Raw genomic sequence first — 15,209 nt, forward strand, 5'->3', positions numbered from 1 at the left:
CCGTAGACCATACCGTAGACCACATGGTGCCTGTTGACCGGGACTCGACCTGCCAATATCCTTATTTTGCTGGGAGCAACGGTGGCCACACCACCTTCGTCGGGAATGCAAAACTCCGGCCGCGGGTACCATACCCCAAGTTAAGCCACTGTTTTTCCTCAGCTTTATCACCGGATGAAGCGAGCGTAGTACATGGCCTTCCGTTAGGCTGCAGCCTGCATCCATTTGGCCAGAACTTGGAGCGGATACCCTTTGCCGTAACTCTGTCCAACTCCCTCGGTCTGCCAGCCCCCGATCTGGTCGACAATGTCGGCTGGACACTCGACACCCCGCAAACGATCTCGCATGGAATGCCGGAAGCTGTGCAAAGTGCAGCCCGCGGGAACGAAGGATTTCATCCATTTGTTGAGCGCAGTACTCGCGGCATTTGCCTTCGTTGCCTCGTCCGTGTTGTATCTTGGGAACGCAAACTCGCTGCCCGTCTCGTGTGCCAGAACACGATTCGCGGCCCAGTACGAGGCGCCCACCAGTGGCACAGTCCTCGCGCTCCCCTTGGTCTTCAATCGCCGCCAAGGATGCTCCTGGATGACCACGTGAGGGATTGGCGCATCCACCCGCAGATCCTCCCTGAGAAGCCCTGCAGCTTCGGCGAGACGCATGCCGGTATCCGAGACCAGCGCGAGTAACCAGCGCACCTCATCGTCCAGTTCACGCGAAGCCGCCTGAAGTTGACGTATTGTATCAAGAGGCAACGGCTTGCGCTCTGAGGTCCCGGCTGTCCTGTCGTAGTAGACCTTGCCGAATGGATTGACCATCTCCACGCCGATCTCGCTGGCGGCGAAGTTGATGACCGCCCGTACAGCCCCCAAGACCCTGGCTATGGTGCTGCCCGCCAGTTGGCGTTCGATCAAGGCATCCCGGACCGCGTTCGCGTCTGCTTTGGTGTAAGACATGATGTCCTTGTCGCCGCAGACATCAATGACATAGCCGCAAAAGCGCTCCGCAAATTCTCGAAAGCTGGCAGGCCGGCCATGCCCCTTAAGACGTACGTATATGCCAATCGCCTCCGATAGCGTCACCGTGGCGGGGCTGGAAGCACACGCCGTCGCACTTGGATAAGCACCGACAACCTTCGTGCGAAGAATGTGCTTGCCTGGGAGGTCGTTGTCCTGGATCCGAAGATGGTACCAGAAATCATCCAACTGACGCGCCGCATGTCTCGCTCGCGAGGCCGCAACAGACCTCGATCGCGTCTTCAGAGAAAACGAGATTCGCGAAGAATAGTAGTGGTGCTCAAGATCCTTCGGAACCCGCCTGCTGAAGTAGAATACGCCCGACTTAACAAATGTGTAAGGTGCAGTTTTGTGCTCCGCCATGTACTACGCTCGCTTCATCCGGTGATAAAGCTGAGGAAAAACAGTGGCTTAACTTGGGGTATGGTACCCGCGGCCGGACTCGAACCGGCACGGCCCCTCCGGGCCTGGAGATTTTAAGTCTCCTGTGTCTACCATTCCACCACGCGGGCACGCGGGGTGGACCATACCGGCTGTGGGCGGGCTGTAAAGCGCGTGACGGTTGGGGGGCGTGTTGCGTCAGAGATCCTTGCCGGGGGTTTCGATCTGCGGCAGCAGGTGGCGTTCGGGCAGCCACGGGTTGAGCTCCAGCGCGCGGCGCATCGTGACGGTCGCCTCGGCCTGCCGGCCCAGGGCCAGGAGCGTCAGCGCGCGGCCCGACAGCGCGCCGATGTGGCGCGGCGACAGTTCGATCGCGCGGTTCAGGTCGGGCAGGGCGTCGGCGTAGTCCTGCCGCTTGAAGTTGATAAAGGCGCGCTGATTGTAGCCTTCGGCGTAGTCCGGGCAATACGCGACCAGCGCGTCGAAGGCCTTGATGGCGCCGCTCAGGTCCCCGACCTCGCGCCGTTCCATGCCCTCGTTCAGCAGCTCCTGCGCGTGCCGGTCCGGCGCGTCCGTCCAGAGCGCCCACATCTCGTTGAAGGCGCGGCGCGCGGCGCGCTCGTTCGGTGCCTCCTGCGCGGTCTCGATCAGTTCGGTCAACGCCTTGGCGTGATCCGGCGGGTCGGGGCATTGCGCCGACAGCGCCGGGGTGGCGAGCAGGCACAGCAAGAAAGTCGCGCGGCGTTTCATATCCCGAGTGTGGCGCGTATTGACCTCGCGTCAAATCACATCTGCGAGCGCGTTTTCCTTGACCGCCTGCATCGCCACGTAGGTCGAGGTGTTGGCGACATGCGGCAGGGTCGAGATCGTTTCGGCCAGCACGCGGCGGTAATCATGCATCGACTGCGTGCGGATCTTGAGCAGGTAGTCGAAGTTGCCCGCGATGAGGTGGACCTGTTCGATCTCGGGGATCTTCAGCGCCGCGGCGTTGAATTCGGCCAGCGCGGCCTCGCGGGTGTCGTGCAGGCGCACCTCGACGAAACTGACGTGGTCGAGGCCCAGCCGGATCGGGTCGAACAGCGCGCGGTAGCCCGTGATGACGCCCGCGCGTTCGAGACGGCGCAGCCGCGTCTGCGTGGGCGACTTCGAAAGCCCGATGCGCTGGGCCAGCTCGGTGACGCTGATGCGCCCGTCGGCGGCGAGGACGCGCAGAATCGCGCGGTCGAAACCGTCGAGCTCGGGGCGGTCCATTTGCATTGCTGTGCCTCCTTTTGCAGGTCACCTGGACTGCGAAAACCGATCATTCGGGACAAACACCTTGCCGCAGGGTGGTATCATGGGTCAACACACCGTTTTCCGGGAGGAGGCGAGACCCCATGCCGTACGACACCGACCTGCGCCGCCGCATCGACCTGATGACCTATGCCGACGAGGACGAGACGCTGGCGTCGCTGACCGCCACCGCCGGGTTGAGCGAGGCTGACCGCGCCCGCATCTCGGAGCGCGCCGCATCGCTGGTGCGCTCGATCCGCGGGCAGTCCAGCGCGGGGCTCATGGAGGTTTTCCTGGCCGAGTACGGGCTTTCCACCGACGAGGGCATCGCGCTGATGTGCCTGGCCGAGGCGCTGCTGCGCGTGCCCGATGCCGAAACCATCGACGCGCTGATCGAGGACAAGATCGCGCCCAGCGACTGGGGGCGGCACATGGGGCATTCGACCTCTCCTCTGGTCAACGCCTCCACCTGGGCGCTGATGCTGACGGGAAAGGTGCTGGAGGACCGCGAGCCCGGCCTGGTGGGAACGCTGCGCGGCGCGGTCAAGCGGCTGGGCGAGCCGGTGATCCGCACCGCCGTGGGACGCGCGATGAAGGAGATGGGCCGGCAGTTCGTTCTTGGCGAAACGATCGAGAGCGCCATGCGCCGCGCCGCCCGGCAGGAGGCGCAGGGCTACAGCTATTCCTACGACATGCTGGGCGAGGCCGCGCGCACCGACGGGGATGCGCTGCGCTACAAGAACGCCTATGCGGATGCGATCCGCGCCATTTCCGGTGCCTGCACCGCGGACGACATCCGCGACAACCCCGGCATTTCCGTCAAGCTTTCCGCGCTGCACCCGCGCTACGAGGTGGCACAGCGCGAAACCGTGATGACCGTCCTCGTGCCCCGCCTGCAGGATCTCTCGCGACAGGCGCGGGCGGCCAACATGGGGCTCAACATCGACGCCGAGGAAGCGGACCGGCTGGCGCTGTCGCTCGACGTGATCGAGACGGTGCTGGCCGATCCCGAACTGGCGGGCTGGGGCGGCTTCGGCGTGGTGGTGCAGGCCTATGGTCAACGCGCGGCACCGGTGCTGGACTACCTGCACGACCTGGCCACGCGGCTGGACCGCCGGATCATGGTGCGGCTGGTCAAGGGCGCCTACTGGGATACCGAGATCAAGCACGCGCAGGTCACCGGCGTGGACGGCTTTCCCGTCTTCACCGCCAAGCCCGCCAGCGACATCAGCTTCATCGCCTGCGCGCGCAAGCTGCTGAACATGACCGACCGGATCTACCCGCAGTTCGCCACGCACAATGCCCATACCGCCGCCGCCGTCCTGGACATGGCCGACGACACCTCCGTGTTCGAGTTCCAGCGGCTGCACGGCATGGGCGAGTCCCTGCACGGGTTGCTCCGGCAGGAGGAGGGCACGCGCTGCCGCATCTACGCGCCGGTGGGCGCGCACCGCGATTTGCTGGCCTATCTCGTGCGCCGGCTGCTGGAGAACGGCGCGAACTCCAGCTTCGTCAACCAGATCGTCGACGAGGAGGTGCCGCCCGAGGAGGTCGCCCGCGACCCCTTCGAGGCCATCCACGACGACCGTCCCCACCTGCCCACCGGGCCGGAGCTTTTCCTGCCCGAGCGGCGCAATTCCAGGGGCTTCGACCTGGCCCATCAGCCCACGCTTGACGCGATAGAGGCCGCGCGCGGCCCCTTCGCCAAGACGAAATGGGCCGCCGCCCCGGTGCTGGCGGGCGAGGCGCGGCCCGAAGCGCCGCAACCCTCGGGCAACCCGGCCGATGCAGGGGACGATCCCGGCACCGTCGCCTATGCCAGCGCCGCCGACATCGACACGGCGCTGGAGGCCGCGCGCGTCTGGCAGGCACCGGCCGCGGAGCGCGCCGAGGTGCTCAACCGTGTGGCGGATCTTTACGAGGAGAACTACGGCGAGCTGTTCGCCGCCATCGCGCGGGAGGCGGGCAAGTCCGTGCTCGATTCCGTGGCGGAACTGCGCGAGGCGGTGGACTTCCTGCGTTACTATGCGGCCAACGCGCCCGGGGCCGCGCCGGTTGGCACCTTCACCTGCATCAGCCCATGGAACTTCCCGTTGGCGATCTTCACCGGCCAGGTCAGCGCGGCGCTGGCGGCGGGCAACGCGGTGCTGGCCAAGCCCGCCGAACAGAGCCCGATCATCGCCCACATCGCCGTGCGCCTCATGCACGAGGCCGGCGTGCCGCGCGAGGTCCTGCAGCTTCTGCCCGGCGCGGGCGAGGTGGGCGCGGCGCTGACCTCGGACGCGCGGGTGGACGGCGTGGCCTTCACCGGCTCGACCGACACCGCGCGCAAGATCCGAAGCGCGATGGCCGAGAACCTTGCCCCCGGTGCACCTCTGATCGCCGAGACGGGCGGTTTGAACGCCATGATCGTGGACTCCACGGCGCTGCCCGAACAGGCGGTGCAGGCCATCATGGAATCGGCCTTCCAGTCGGCCGGCCAGCGGTGTTCGGCCCTGCGCTGTCTTTACGTCCAGGAGGACATCGCCGAGAGCTTCACGAAGATGCTAACGGGGGCGATGGATGCCTACATGGTCGGTGACCCCTGGCACCTGTCCACCGATTGCGGGCCCGTGATCGACGCGGAGGCGCGCGCCGACATCGCCGATTACATCGGCAAGGCCCGCGCCGAGGGCCGTGTGCTGCACGAGATCGCCGCGCCCGAACAGGGGACCTTCGTCGGGCCGACGCTGATCCGGGTGAACGGGATCGATGACCTCGAGCGCGAGGTCTTCGGCCCCGTGCTGCACCTGGCCACCTATCGCGCCGAGGAGCTCGACCGCGTGATCGCCGCGATCAACGGCACCGGCTACGGTCTGACCTTCGGCTTGCAGACCCGCATCGACGACCGCGTGCAGCATGTCACCGAGCGGATCCACGCGGGCAACCTTTACGTCAACCGCAACCAGATCGGTGCGATCGTGGGCAGCCAGCCCTTCGGCGGCGAGGGGCTGTCGGGCACCGGGCCGAAGGCCGGCGGGCCGCATTACCTCGCGCGCTTCACCGCCAATCCGGCCGCGGGCGAGGGCGATGACTGGGCCGCCCCGATGCCCGTGGACGTGATGCAGGACCTGATCGACCGTGCCGGCGGGGAGACCGACGAGAAACGCCAGGGCCTCGTCCTGCCGGGGCCGACGGGTGAATCCAACCGGTTGACGACCCATGTGCGCCCGCCGCTCCTTTGCCTTGGACCCGGCGAGGACACCGCCAGCGCGCAGGCCAGGGCCGTCTGCAAGCTCGGCGGTCGCGCGGTTCTGGCCAACGGCGCGCTGCCGCCCGAGGCCCTGACCGAGCTGACCGGGTTCTCGGGCGCGCTGTACTGGGGTGACGCCGGGACGGCGCGGGCCTATGCGCAGGCGCTGTCGCGGCGCGACGGGCCGATCCTGCCGCTGATCACCGGCCAGCCCGACACCGGCCACGTCGTTCACGAACGGCATGTCTGCGTTGACACGACGGCCTCGGGCGGCAATGCCGCGCTTCTGGGCGGCATGGCCTGAACAGGGCCGGGCACCGCGCGGTGCAGCGCGGCGCCCGGCCTTCAGGCAAGGGCCATCCAGGCCGTGAAGGCGATCAGGTTGTTGAGCGTGAAGACCGTGGTCACGGCGATGACAGCGGTGCCCTGGTCAATCCCGGCGATCGGCAGGACCTGCGTGAACATCAGCGCGATGATGACATGAGCCTTGGGGTTTAACACCAGCAGGACGACCCCGTCACCGAACGAGGCCGGTTTCGCCCCGCCGGCGCCGTCGATCGTGCCGGCGCGGAACAGCCGCCACGCGAGCCACAGGCCGTAGAGCGCGCCTGCGGCCTTGAGCGCGACGAACAGGTGCGGCGTTGCGTCGAGGGCGCCCAGGAAGCCCGCCCCGATGGCCGCGGTCACGAGCCAGGTGGCCAGGTGGCAGCCCAGGCTTGCCGGCAGCGTGGTGCGCGGACCGAAGCGCGCGCCGTTGGCGGCAAAGACCATGTTGACGGGCCCGGGGCTGTAGGCCAGCGGAAACAGGAACACGAGAAGGGTGGCGAGGGTCTCGAACATGGGCGGGCTGCATTGCTTTGCGTCCTGTTCAAGCCCGGCGCGCCGGCGAAGGCGACCCGGATCATGCGCCTTCGACCAGGGGCGCACGCGCCCGATCTCTGGCCTTTCCGATGCCCGCGATTCACGCTAGCTATGCACCATGATCCCGATCCGCGATCACAACCCCTCGGGGCGGACGCCCTACGTGACCTACGCCCTCATTGCGGCCAACATCCTCGTGTTCGTGTCGTACTGGCCGCTCTTCGCGGACCCGCGGGCGCTCAACCAGTTCTTCTACGAATGGGCGATCATCCCGCGGCTGGTCACCGAATACGGCGCCTACCACAGCCTCGTGACCTCGATGTTCCTGCACGGCGGGCTGCTGCACCTGGGCGGCAACATGCTGTTCCTGTGGATCTTCGGCGACAACCTCGAGGACGAGATGGGGCATCTTGGCTTTGTCGCCTTCTACCTGGCCTGCGGCGTGGGCGCGGGGCTGGGCCACGTCATGGCCGGCCCGATGTCGACGGTGCCCACCGTGGGGGCCTCGGGCGCCATCGCGGGGGTGATGGGCGGCTACCTGCTGCTTTACCCGCAGGCGCGGGTGGACGTGCTGGTGATCCTGTTCTTCTTCGTCACCGTCGTCGCGGTCCCGGCGTGGATCATGCTGGGGCTGTGGTTCCTGTTCCAGCTCGTCAGCGGCGTGGGCGCGGACGCAAATGCCGGCGGCGTGGCCTACTGGGCGCACGCCGGCGGCTTCGTCATCGGCGCGGTGCTGACGCTGCCGGTGCTGTTGCGGCGTGGCGGGGCGCGCTACTGGCGGCGCACGCACGGCCATCCGCCGCACCCCGGCGCCAGCTACCGCATCGGGCGCACGCATGTGCCGCGCTCTGGACGTCGGAAATGAAGGTGCGCACCGCGACCTGCCACTGCGGTGCGGTGGAGCTGCGGGTGACGCTGGCGCCCGGCGGGCTGGCCACGGCGCGGCGGTGCGACTGCAGCTTCTGCCGCAGGCGGGGTGCGGCCGCGGTGACGGCGCCGCTGGACGGGGTGGAGGTGGTGAAGGGCGGCGCGCATCTCGCGCTCTACCAATGGGGCACCTGCACCGCACGGCATTACTTCTGCAAGGTCTGCGGCATCTACACCCACCACCGCCGCCGTTCGAACCCAGATGAGTACGGCGTGAACGCGGGCTGCCTGGAGGGTGTCAACCCGCGCGAGCTGGAGCCGATCGCGTGGGTGGACGGCGTCACCCACCCGTCGGACCGCTGACGCGCCACCGGCGCCCCGCGTCGCACGCCGCCAGCGGCGCCGCGCGCGCTCACCGGCCCCGGATCGTCCTGGCGAACTTGTCGAAGATGGCCTCGTTGGCGCCGATCACCGTGCCGCTGTCGAGGATGCTCGCGCCCGGTTCCATCGCCTCCGCGAGTCCCCCGGCCTCGCGCAGGATGACCAGCCCCGCCGCCAGGTCCCAGGCGTTCAGCCCGCGTTCCCAGAAACCCTCGTACCGCCCGGCGGCGACATAGGCCAGGTCCAGCGCGGCCGAGCCCCAGCGCCGCACCCCCGCGCAGGCGGGCATCAGGCGGCCCAGGTCGCGCAGTGTTTCGGGCAGGTCGGCCCGCCCGCCGAAGGGCACGCCGGTGGCGAAGATCGCCTCGATCATCTTCCCGCGCCCCGAAACCCGCAGGCGGCTTTCGTTGAGCCACGCGCCCTCGCCCTTCTCGGCGAAGAACATCTCGTCCTTGGCGGGGTCGAAGATCACGCCGGCCACGACGCGCCCCTTGTGCTCCAGCGCGATGGACACGGCGAAATGCGGCAACCCGTGAAGGAAGTTGGTGGTCCCGTCCAGCGGGTCCACGAGCCATCGGCGGGTGGGGTCCTCGCCGTCCTCGCCGCCCTCCTCCTCGGCCAGCCAGCCGTAGGTGGGGCGCGCGCCGCGCAACTCCTCCTTGAGGATCTTCTCGGCGGCGATGTCGGCACGGCTGACGAAGTCGCCGGCCCCCTTCATCGACACCTGCAGGTTCTCGACCTCGCGGAAGTCCTTGACGAGCGAGCGGCCCGCGCGGCGCGCGGCCTTGATCATCAGGTTCAGGTTGGCACTGCCCGGCATGGTCTGGGGGCTCCTTTCGTTGCAGGGCGCCCCTATACGCCCCGGCCCCGGCCTTGCCAAGGCCCGTTCTGGGCACGCCCCTTCATCTTGCCCGAAATACTCCGGGGGTGAATTGGCCGAAGGCCAAGAGGGGGCAGCGCCCCCGGGACGGCGACGGATACCGCCCGGTCCGCGCTCAGTCCCGCGTGCCGGCGAACCTGTCCCGCCAGGCGTCGCGGTCGTCGTCTGTGATCTTGGCGAACAGCACGTCGGGCACGCTGAAGGCATGGCCCGCGGGCAGGGCGCCCAGCGCGGCGGGCACGTCGTCGGGCCAGCTTTCGTCGCCGGTGTTCAGCGCGTCCAGCATCCGGCGCGCCGCGCCGGGAATGAAAGGCGCCGACAGCACCGCGTGGACCCGGATCAGGTTCAGCGCCAACCGGATCTGCATCGCCGCCGTGTCCGGGGCTTCCTTGTAGGTGGCCCAGGGCGCGGCCTCCTGCAGGTACTCGTTGCCCGCCACCCAGATGGCGCGCAGTTCCATGGCGGCCTTGCGCACCTCGATGGCCTCCATGTGCGCGGCGTAGGCGGCGATGCGCGTCTCCAGCGTTTCGGTCAGCGCGGCCTCTCGCGCGCCGGGGTCGCCGCCCCCGGGCACGGCCTCGCCGAACTTGGAGCGGCAGAACTTGGTGACGCGGCTGACGAAGTTGCCCAGCACGTCGGCGAGGTCCTTGTTGACGCCGGTCTGGAAGTTTTCCCATGTGAACTCGGCATCGCCGCCCTCGGGCGCATGGCTCAGCAGCCACCAGCGCCAGTAGTCGGCCGGAAGGATCTCCAGCGCCTGGTCCATGAACACGCCGCGGCCCTGGGATGTGGAGAACTGCCCGCCGTCGTAGTTGAGGTAGTTGAACGACTTGATGTAATCCACCAGCTTCCACGGCTCGCCCGATCCCATCAGCGTGGCCGGGAAAGACAATGTGTGGAAGGGCACGTTGTCCTTGCCCATGAACTGGGTATAGCGCACGTCCTCCGCCCCCTCGTCGGTGCGCCACCAGCGCCGCCAGGCGGCCGCGTCCAGCCCGCGGGCCTCGGCCCATTCGGCGGCGCAGGCGATGTATTCGATCGGCGCGTCGAACCAGACGTAGAAGACCTTGCCCTCCATCCCCGACCACGGTGCGCCGTCGAACTGCGCGGGAACGCCCCAGTCGAGGTCCCGGGTTATGCCGCGGTCGCGCAGCCCGCCCTCGTCGTGCAGCCACTTCTTGGCGATCGAGGTCGTCAAGAGGGGCCAGTCGGTCTTGGAGTCGATCCAGGCGTCGAGCTTGTCGCGCATCTTCGACTGCCGCAGGTAAAGGTGCTTTGTCTCGCGCACCTCCAGGTCGGTGGCCCCCGAGATCGCGCTGCGCGCGTCGATCAGGTCGGTCGGGTCGAGCTGCTTGGTACAGTTCTCGCACTGGTCGCCGCGGGCCTTCTCGTAGCCGCAGTTGGGGCAGGTGCCCTCGATGTAGCGGTCGGGCAGGAAGCGGCCGTCGGCACGGGAATAGACCTGTTTCTCGGTCACCTCCTCGATCAGCCCGTTCTCCCACAGCTTGCCGGCGAAATGCTGGGTGAGCGCGGTGTTCTGCGGGCTCGACGAGCGGCCGAAGTGATCGAAGCTCAGGCCGAAGCCGTCCGACAGGTCCTTTTGCACCTGCCACATCTCGGCGCAGTACTCGGGCACCGGCTTGCCCGCCTTGGCCGCGGCCAGCTCGGCGGGCGTGCCGTGCTCGTCGGTCGCGCACAGGAACAGCACCTCGTGGCCGCGCGCGCGCATGTACCGGGCATAGAGATCCGCCGGCAGCTGGCTGCCCACGAGGTTGCCCAGGTGCTTGATGCCGTTGATGTAGGGGATCGCCGAGGTGATCAGATGCCGTGCCATGTTCGCGTCGCGCCTTTGCCGGGGTCGGGTCCGCCCCCGTTTAATGCCCAAAGGCCGCAAGGGCCAGAGGGCTTGCAGGACGCGTGCGCCGATTTCCGGCACGATGTCGCGAACGCGTTTGACGCGGGCCGACAGGCGGTGCTAGCGGCGCGAACGACATCCCCCCTGCCGCCGCGGGCGGCCACCTGCACGAAGGGCTCACGCGATGCTTCAGGTTCTCGCCACCGTCTGGGCCCTTCTGCTGGGCATGCTCCTGATCATGATCGGCAACGGCATGCAGGCCACGCTCATGGGTGTGCGCGGTGCGCTCGAGGGTTTCGGCACGCTGGAGCTGTCGGTCATCACCTCGGGCTATTTCCTGGGCTTCCTGCTGGGCAGCCGGATCGCGCCCGACATGATCCGGCGGGTGGGCCACGTGCGGGTCTTCGCCGCGCTGGGGTCCTTCATCTCGGCGGGGCTGATCGCCTTTCCGATCCTGACCGACCCGGTCAGCTGGACGGCGATCCGCGTGGTGCTGGGCTTCTGCCTGTCGGGGGTCTACGTGACCGCCGAAAGCTGGCTCAACAACGCCGCCAGCAACCAGACGCGCGGCACGGTGCTGTCGGCCTACATGGTCGCGCAGATGGCGGGCATGATCGCGGCGCAGGGGTTGATGAACCTCGGCGACGCCTCGGGCTACTTCCTGTTCGTGATCCCCTCGATCCTGGTGTCGCTTTCGTTCGCGCCGGTGCTGCTGTCGATCAACCCCACGCCCGCCTTCGAAACGGCCAAGCCCATGAGCCTGCTGCAACTTTACCGCAACTCGCCGCTGGCCAGCATCGGCACGCTGCTGCTGGGCGGAGCGTTCGCCGCGCAGTTCGGCATGGCCTCGGTCTACGGCGCGGCGGCCGATTTCACCGTCGCGCAGATCACCGTCTTCGTGGCCGCGATCTTCACCGGCTCGCTGGTCTGGCAGATGCCGGTGGGCTGGCTGTCGGACCGCATGGACCGGCGGGTGCTGATCCTCGCGCTGGCGGCCATCGGGGCGGTGGCCACGCTGGCGGGGTTCCTCTGGGGCGGGCGCTTCGAGGTCTTCGTCGCGCTGGCCTTTGTCGTGGGCGGGGTGGCCAACCCGCTCTACGCGCTCTTCATCGCCTACACCAACGACTACCTCGAGGCCGAGGACATGGCCGCCGCCTCGGGCGGGCTGGTCTTCGCCTACGGGCTGGGCGCCATCTTCGGGCCGATGGTGACCGGCCAGATGATGGAGATGACCGGGCCCGACGGCTTCTGGCTGTTCCTCGCGGTGGTGTTCGCGGCGATCACCGTCTACGCCGGCTGGCGGATGACGCGCCGGCCCGGCGTGCCGGTGGACGAGACCGGCGCCTACCTCGGGCTCCAGCCCACCGCGACCTCCGTCGCCGTCGCCGCCGCGCAGGAATGGGCGGCCGAGCAGGAGGAGCAGGCGGAGGCCGAGGGCGACTCGGGTTAACCCCCTGAAATCGCGCCGAAACCCGGTTCGGTGCCACGTCGGTGCCCGGCCGGCGCGCGGGCGCGGTCAACGCACCGCGCGCCGGGTGGGCAAATTCTTCGCGATGTGGTTGTGTGTGTGGTGAGGCGAATTCCTCCGAGTGACATTCATGTGGGACGTGATCGGCGGCATTGCCGCGCTTATTGTGATCCTGGGCGGCGGTGGCCTGATCGGCCTTGTCAAGTTGGCGTCCGACCGGCGCGAAAAACGCCGGCAGGAAAAGCTGCGGCGCGAGTTCGAGCGCCCCGGGCGCCTCAACGCCCGCAAGGTCGTCGGTCGCGACGAGGATGTCCGGGAGGTCCGCGCCATGCTGGAGACCGGCGGGCAGGGGGCGATCCTGCCGGTGGCGACCGTCACCGGCGGCGGCGGCGTCGGCAAGACGACGCTGGCACGCCACTACATGGCCGTCTACCGGGATCGCTACGACCGGGCCGAACTGATCCGCGCGTCGAGCGAGGCGCAGCTGATGGGCGATCTGGCCGGCCTTGCCGACCGGCTGGAGCGCGACAACGCGCCGGTCGAGGTCACGGCCCGCGCGCACCACGCGCTGGAGATGATCGCCGAGCGGACCAAGACCGAAAGCTGGCTGGTCGTCTTCGACAACGTGGAAAGCCCCGAGGTGCTCAAACCCTGGCTGCCCGATGGCCGCAAGCTGCACGTCCTCGTGACGAGCCGCCACCCCGACTGGCCGGCCGAGGGGTTCGAGACCCGGCCGGCCGGGCTGCTGTCACCCGACAACGCCGTCGCGCTGCTGGAACAGGAGGCCGGCCGTGCGGACGCGGGGCACGCCGACCTGGCCAAGGCGGTGGGATACCTGCCGCTGGCGCTGGTGCAGGCAGGCGAATGGCTGGCCGCCAACCCCGGACGCGGCGCCGCGGACTACCTGGCCCGGCTCAACCGCCTGCTGGAGGAACGCGACCCGGCGTCGGATGACTATGACCGCTCCACCGGGGCGGTGGTCCGGCTCACCCTGCAGAGCCTGTCGCCCGATGCCCGCGCGCTCATGGGCATACTGGTGTGGTTCGCGCCCGACGAGATTTCGCGCGATGCGTTCGACGCGCTGGGGTGGCTGCGGGGCAGGCCGCGGTTCGGGAAATGGTACCGGCCGCTGCTGTGGCGGGTGCGGGCGATCTCCCGCGACGAGGCGCGGCTGACGGCCGTCTGGCGCGAGGTGCGGCTCAAGGCGCTGATCGAGGATGACCCGACGCGAGAGGGCCTGTTCCGCATGCACCGCGTGACCCAGCTGGTGGGGCGGCGGTATCTGGGCCGCGCCACGCAGCCGGCCCGCGCCACCGCGCTGCTGGCGGCGGTATATCCGTATGACGTGCAGGACAGCACCAACTGGCCCCTCTGCCGCCGGCTGACGCCGCATGTGCTCGCGCTCTGGGACACGGGCGAGGCGCCGCGGGGGGCGGCGCTGGATTTCCTGCTGAACCAGGCCGCGGTGTTCCTGAACGCCCTCGCCGATTACGCGGGCGGGCTGGCACTGGCCGAGGCGGGGGCCGAGCTTGCCGAGAGCCTCCATGGCGCGGACCATCCGAAGTATGCGGTGGCGCGGCACAACCTTGCGATGCATCGGCTGGAAGCGGGCGACCGGCCGGGCGCGATGGCCGATATGCGCGCGGCGGTGAAGCTGCACGAGGCGCACCGGCCCGGCAGCGCGGCCCTCGCCGAAAGCTACGATCAGCTGGGCCATATCCTGCACGCCATGGCGCGGGCCGGGGAGGGGGACCACCTGCCCGAGGCGATCAAGGTGACGCAGCGGGGGCTGGCCCTGCAGCGCCGGCTGCACGGGCGGTGGGTGGCGCCGGTGGCGGCGAGCCTGAACAACCTCGCAGGCGTGCGGCACACGCAGGGGCGCGGCGCGGCGGCGGCGCGGCTTTACGAGGCCTCGCTCCGGATCAACCGACAGGTTCTGCCCCCGGGCGATGCCCGGATCGCCTTTGGCGCGATGAACACCGGGTCGAAGTGGCTGGAGGCCGGGCGCGCCGATAGGGCCGAGCCCCTGCTGCGAGAGGCGCTGGAGAAACTGCGCGCGGCCTTCGTGGCCGAGCCGGACCACCCCGACCTGCGCAACGCGGCGAGCTGGCTGATTTCCTACCTGCTGGTGCGCGCGGCGGCGGGGGCGGATGCCGAACGCCGCGAGGCCGAGGCGCGGGCGCTGGCGGACGAATTCGGCCTCGACTGGGCCGAGAGGCAGGCCACGGCGCGGCAATACATCCATCCCCCGGCGGGCTGACGCGCCGCCCGGTCAGGGGGTGGCGGCGCGGTCGATCACCGCGCGCACGTTGAGCCCGACCCGGTCGTCGACCAGCCGGGGGAACGCCGTTGCCCCGAAGGCCGCGCGGCTGATCGTGCCCTCGAGCTGCAGGAGAAGGTGATCGCGCTGGCCCGGCGCGGTGCCGCGCTGGCGGTAGATGCGGGCGCGCAGGGTGACGGGCCGGGTGACCCCGCGCACCGTCAGCCGGCCCCGGACCTGCGCCGCGCCGGGCCGGCCGGTGATGCGGGTGGAGCGGAACCGCACCTCGGGGTGGTTGGCCACGTCCAGCATTCGCGGCCCCTTCAGGATCCGCGTGGCCACGAAGAACCCGGTGCGCGCGCGGCGCGCGTCGAGGACGACCCTGATCCGGCTGGCGGGAAGGTTGTCGAGGTCCAGCCGGAGCTCGGCGCTGTCCACCGGCATCTCGCCGTCGTGCGTGCTGTCGCCCGTGGCATAGGTGAAACCGACGTGCGAGCGCGCGGGATCGAGCGCGTAGCGCACGGGCGCGGCCCCGGCCGCGGCCGCGGCGAGGTGCAGGACAAGGGCGAGAAGGCAGAGCCGGAGCATGGGGCGCCTCGGGCGGGAATCGGCGGGTCGCGTCAGGTTAGCCCGCCGCGGCCGCGCCGGCCACAGGCCTCGTGTCACCCGGCCGCGGCCAGGTGCCACGCGCCGGGCCGGCCCGTCAGCCGCCACTCGGCCGGGGGCGCGGTGCGCGCGC

Annotated in this window: 12 protein-coding genes and 1 tRNA gene; 5 read left to right on the forward strand and 8 right to left on the reverse strand. The window is 69.2% G+C overall.

Going from position 1 to position 15,209, the window contains the following annotated elements; genetic code table 11:
• Nucleotides 1-203 precede the first annotated feature (203 nt).
• The 4 genes from CEF10_RS16355 to CEF10_RS16370 all read right to left on the reverse strand — a co-directional run bounded on the left by CEF10_RS16355 (nt 204) and on the right by CEF10_RS16370 (nt 2,651).
• Nucleotides 204-1,376 carry a DUF6538 domain-containing protein gene (locus tag CEF10_RS16355; RefSeq protein WP_101069239.1) on the reverse strand — a complete coding sequence of 391 codons (1,173 nt, stop codon included), beginning with the start codon at nt 1,374-1,376 and terminating at the stop codon, nt 204-206.
• Between the two features lie 61 nt (nt 1,377-1,437).
• Nucleotides 1,438-1,525 (reverse strand) — tRNA-Leu (locus CEF10_RS16360).
• Nucleotides 1,526-1,592: 67 nt separating this feature from the next.
• Complete coding sequence (locus CEF10_RS16365; protein WP_101069240.1) at nt 1,593-2,144, reverse strand: tetratricopeptide repeat protein; 552 nt, start codon at nt 2,142-2,144, stop codon at nt 1,593-1,595.
• A gap of 30 nt (nt 2,145-2,174) precedes the next feature.
• Entirely contained in the window at nt 2,175-2,651 is a 477-nt protein-coding gene (locus tag CEF10_RS16370; protein ID WP_101069241.1) for an Lrp/AsnC family transcriptional regulator, read from the reverse strand.
• Between the two features lie 119 nt (nt 2,652-2,770).
• On the opposite strand from CEF10_RS16370, the gene putA reads away from it, so the two are divergent.
• Nucleotides 2,771-6,202 carry a bifunctional proline dehydrogenase/L-glutamate gamma-semialdehyde dehydrogenase PutA gene (putA, locus tag CEF10_RS16375; protein WP_101069242.1) on the forward strand — a complete coding sequence of 1,144 codons (3,432 nt, stop codon included), beginning with the start codon at nt 2,771-2,773 and terminating at the stop codon, nt 6,200-6,202.
• A gap of 41 nt (nt 6,203-6,243) precedes the next feature.
• Here putA and CEF10_RS16380 read toward each other — a convergent pair whose 3' ends face one another.
• The gene (locus CEF10_RS16380; RefSeq protein WP_101069243.1) at nt 6,244-6,738 is read right to left on the reverse strand and encodes a LysE family translocator; all 495 of its coding nucleotides are present in this window, start codon (nt 6,736-6,738) and stop codon (nt 6,244-6,246) included.
• A 139-nt stretch (nt 6,739-6,877) separates the two neighbouring features.
• Here CEF10_RS16380 and CEF10_RS16385 point away from each other — a divergent pair, with 139 nt between their 5' ends.
• Together CEF10_RS16385 and CEF10_RS16390 are read left to right on the forward strand one after the other, a co-directional pair.
• Complete coding sequence (locus CEF10_RS16385; RefSeq protein ID WP_101069244.1) at nt 6,878-7,624, forward strand: rhomboid family intramembrane serine protease; 747 nt, start codon at nt 6,878-6,880, stop codon at nt 7,622-7,624.
• Nucleotides 7,621-7,989, forward strand: a complete 369-nt coding sequence (locus CEF10_RS16390) for a GFA family protein (protein WP_101069245.1) — start codon at nt 7,621-7,623, stop codon at nt 7,987-7,989. The genes CEF10_RS16385 and CEF10_RS16390 overlap by 4 nt, the downstream gene beginning before the upstream one ends.
• A gap of 49 nt (nt 7,990-8,038) precedes the next feature.
• Here CEF10_RS16390 and CEF10_RS16395 read toward each other — a convergent pair whose 3' ends face one another.
• Nucleotides 8,039-8,827: an inositol monophosphatase family protein gene (locus CEF10_RS16395; protein ID WP_101069246.1), complete on the reverse strand. Its 789-nt coding sequence runs from the start codon at nt 8,825-8,827 to the stop codon at nt 8,039-8,041.
• A 175-nt stretch (nt 8,828-9,002) separates the two neighbouring features.
• Nucleotides 9,003-10,721 carry a methionine--tRNA ligase gene (gene metG, locus CEF10_RS16400; protein WP_101069247.1) on the reverse strand — a complete coding sequence of 573 codons (1,719 nt, stop codon included), beginning with the start codon at nt 10,719-10,721 and terminating at the stop codon, nt 9,003-9,005.
• A 205-nt stretch (nt 10,722-10,926) separates the two neighbouring features.
• Between metG and CEF10_RS16405 the strand changes: the two genes are divergently transcribed.
• Both CEF10_RS16405 and CEF10_RS17385 read left to right on the forward strand, forming a co-directional pair.
• On the forward strand, nt 10,927-12,192 hold the full coding sequence (locus CEF10_RS16405) for an MFS transporter (protein ID WP_101069248.1): 1,266 nt from the start codon (nt 10,927-10,929) through the stop codon (nt 12,190-12,192).
• 148 nt (nt 12,193-12,340) lie between these two features.
• Nucleotides 12,341-14,470: a tetratricopeptide repeat protein gene (locus CEF10_RS17385; RefSeq protein ID WP_101069249.1), complete on the forward strand. Its 2,130-nt coding sequence runs from the start codon at nt 12,341-12,343 to the stop codon at nt 14,468-14,470.
• A gap of 12 nt (nt 14,471-14,482) precedes the next feature.
• On the opposite strand, the gene CEF10_RS16415 is transcribed toward CEF10_RS17385, so the two are convergent.
• Nucleotides 14,483-15,058, reverse strand: coding sequence for a YceI family protein (locus CEF10_RS16415; protein WP_101069250.1), 576 nt, complete (start codon nt 15,056-15,058; stop codon nt 14,483-14,485).
• Nucleotides 15,059-15,209 lie beyond the last annotated feature (151 nt).

The sequence above is a fragment of the Roseovarius salinarum genome, from assembly GCF_002834145.1.
Classification (GTDB): domain Bacteria; phylum Pseudomonadota; class Alphaproteobacteria; order Rhodobacterales; family Rhodobacteraceae; genus Roseovarius; species Roseovarius salinarum.